Annotated in this window: 3 protein-coding genes; all 3 read left to right on the top strand. The window is 65.2% G+C overall.

Translation table 11 applies throughout. From position 1 onward, the window contains the following. Positions 1-13: 13 nt before the first annotated feature. Positions 14-361, top strand: coding sequence for a nuclear transport factor 2 family protein (locus ACIBG0_RS40875; RefSeq protein ID WP_397040770.1), 348 nt, complete (start codon positions 14-16; stop codon positions 359-361). Between the two features lie 145 nt (positions 362-506). Continuing rightward, positions 507-1,415: an IS5 family transposase gene (locus ACIBG0_RS40870; RefSeq protein ID WP_397040764.1), complete on the top strand. Its 909-nt coding sequence runs from the start codon at positions 507-509 to the stop codon at positions 1,413-1,415. Positions 1,416-1,478: 63 nt separating this feature from the next. Then, the coding region (locus tag ACIBG0_RS40865) for a transposase (RefSeq protein WP_397040762.1) at positions 1,479-2,469 on the top strand (991 nt) is incomplete at its 3' end.

The following is a 2,469-nucleotide window of genomic DNA, read 5'->3' as shown; positions in this document are numbered from 1 at the left end:
GATACTCAGGTCGGTGAGATGCGGAAGGAGGACCTTCACGTCAAGATCAGCGCACCCCGATCATGATCGATCACCACTCGCCCGACTCCAAATCCGCAGCGCGCCACCAACTTTGTGCCAGAGCCAACGCGCCGACATCGTCGACACCGCTACCCGGATGTTCTGGTACATCGACATCCGCGATTGGGACTCCTTCACCGGTCTCTTCGCCAACCTTGTCACTTTGGACTACAGCAGCATCTGGGGCGGCGAACCCGCCACAGTCGCGCCGGACGCCATCCGCGCCGACTGGTCCAAACTGCTCGGCGCGTTCGACGCAACTCAACACCTGATCGGCAATCACCTAGGGCGTGTTTCATAAGTGCTCAGCGGCGCTGAGGTTCCGCACTTGGATGGTGTGGGTTGAAAGATGTTGTGGGCGTTGGTGTGTTGGTGTCCTGATGTGAGGGAGGTCTCCGGTAAGGGGGTTTAGCGACCAAGCAAAACCCTGAAATACCGGAGACCTCGTGACCAGCGTATCGGTCGCGGGGCGCGCGGATCTGACCGATGCCCAGTGGGCACGGCTGGAACCGCTGCTGCCCCGTGGTGTGAAGGCGGGCCGTCCGCCGAAGTGGACGAAACGGCAGCTCATCGACGGGATCCGGTGGCGGACCCGCACCGGCACGCCATGGCGGGACGTGCCCATCCGGTACGGGCAGTGGCAGACGGTCTACGGACTGTTCCGGCGCTGGCAGCGTGGCGGGAGGTGGGCGTTGATCCTGAAAATGTTGCAGGCCTTCGCCGATGCCGTGGGTGCGATCATCTGGCAGATCAGTGTGGACTCCACCATCATGCGGGCCCACCAGCACGCCGCCGGCGCCCGCCGCGACGGTGATGGGCAGAAGCATCCGCCCGGCGGGGTCGAGGTCGAACCCGCCGACCACGCGTTGGGTCGTTCGCGTGGCGGCTGGACCACGAAACTGCATCTGGCTTGTGAGCAGGGCTTGCGGCCCCTGGCCTTGCTAGTGACCGGCGGCCAAGCCGGTGACAGCCCGCATTTCGCCGCCGTGCTCACCTCGATCCGGGTGCCACGCCTCGGACTGGGCAGGGCGCGGGTCCGACCGGATCGGGTGCTGGCCGACAAGGCTTACTCGTCCCGCGCCAACCGGGCCTACCTGCGCCAACGCGGGATCAAAGCCACGATCGCGATCCCGGGTGATCAGGCGACTCACCGCCGCAACCGCGGCTCGGCCGGTGGACGGCCACCAGCCTTCGACCCCGAGGTTTACCGAAACCGCAACGCTGTCGAACGCGCCATCAACCAGCTCAAGCAAAACCGTGCTGTCGCAACCAGATACGACAAACTCGCCGTCCGCTACCTGGCCACGATCCACATCGCCGCCATCAACCAGTGGCTCCGATGCCCCGACTTATGAAACACGCCCTAGGTGGCTGGTGTTTTTCGTGCGGTGATGGCCCGGCTCGAGCAGAATGATCGGGTGACGTTGGGGCAGTCGCCGAGGCAGGCGGATTTGTTGCGGTCGACCGCGAACTTCTGTGAGGGTCGTGTGGCGGAGGGCTCGATTTACGGTGTGCTGCACCGTGATTGCTTCCGGTTGTTCCCGGATGAGATGTTCGCCGATCTGTTCACCGATGTCGGGCGGCGTTCGGTGCCGCCGATGATCGTGGCGGTGGTGATGGTGCTGCAACGCATCGAGGGGCTCTCGGATCGGGAAGCGGTGGAACGGTTCGCATTCGATGCCCGCTGGAAATACGCCGCTGGTGGCTTGGATTTCGACTATCCGGGATTCGTGCACACGGTGCTGGTTGACATGCGGGCCCGGCTGGCCCGCTCGCAGCGGCCCAACCGCATCTTCGACGCCGTGCTGGAGGTGGCGCGCCAGGCTGGTTTGGTGGGTCGTAAACGGGTGCTGGACTCGACCCCGCTCTATGACGCGGTCGCCACGATGGACACCATCACCTTGATCCGGTCGGCGATCCGTGGCCTGCTCGCGGCCGTCGGCGCCGAGTTGGCTGCGGCATTGCGGGCGGCGATCACCAGCGACGACGACTACACAGGCACTGCGAAACCCATGATCGATTGGGACGACGAGACCGCTCGTGAGCAGTTGATCGATTCCCGTGCCCGTGACGGGTCGGCGATGCTGACGCTGCTGGACGGGCTCGATCTCGACGAGCGTGTCGGCAAGGCCGCACATCTGCTGGCGACCGTGCTCGGCCAGGACATCACCACCGATGACGACGGGAACTTCCGGATCGTGCGCGGCACGGCAGCCGACCGGGTGATCTCGACCGTTGATCCCGAGACCCGCCACGGGCACAAGACCAGCGCCCGCGGATTCGACGGCTACAAAGGCCATATCGCCGTCGACCCCGATAGCGAGATCATCACCGCCACCACGGTCACCCCCGGCAACAGCGGCGACGCCGACGCCGCCACCGGCCTGCTCGCCGAGATACTGCCCTCCG

The sequence above is a fragment of the Nocardia sp. NPDC050630 genome, from assembly GCF_044457245.1.
GTDB lineage: Bacteria > Actinomycetota > Actinomycetes > Mycobacteriales > Mycobacteriaceae > Nocardia.
The sequence above is the reverse complement of the archived record's forward strand: the minus strand, read 5'-3'. Positions and strand labels throughout refer to the sequence as shown.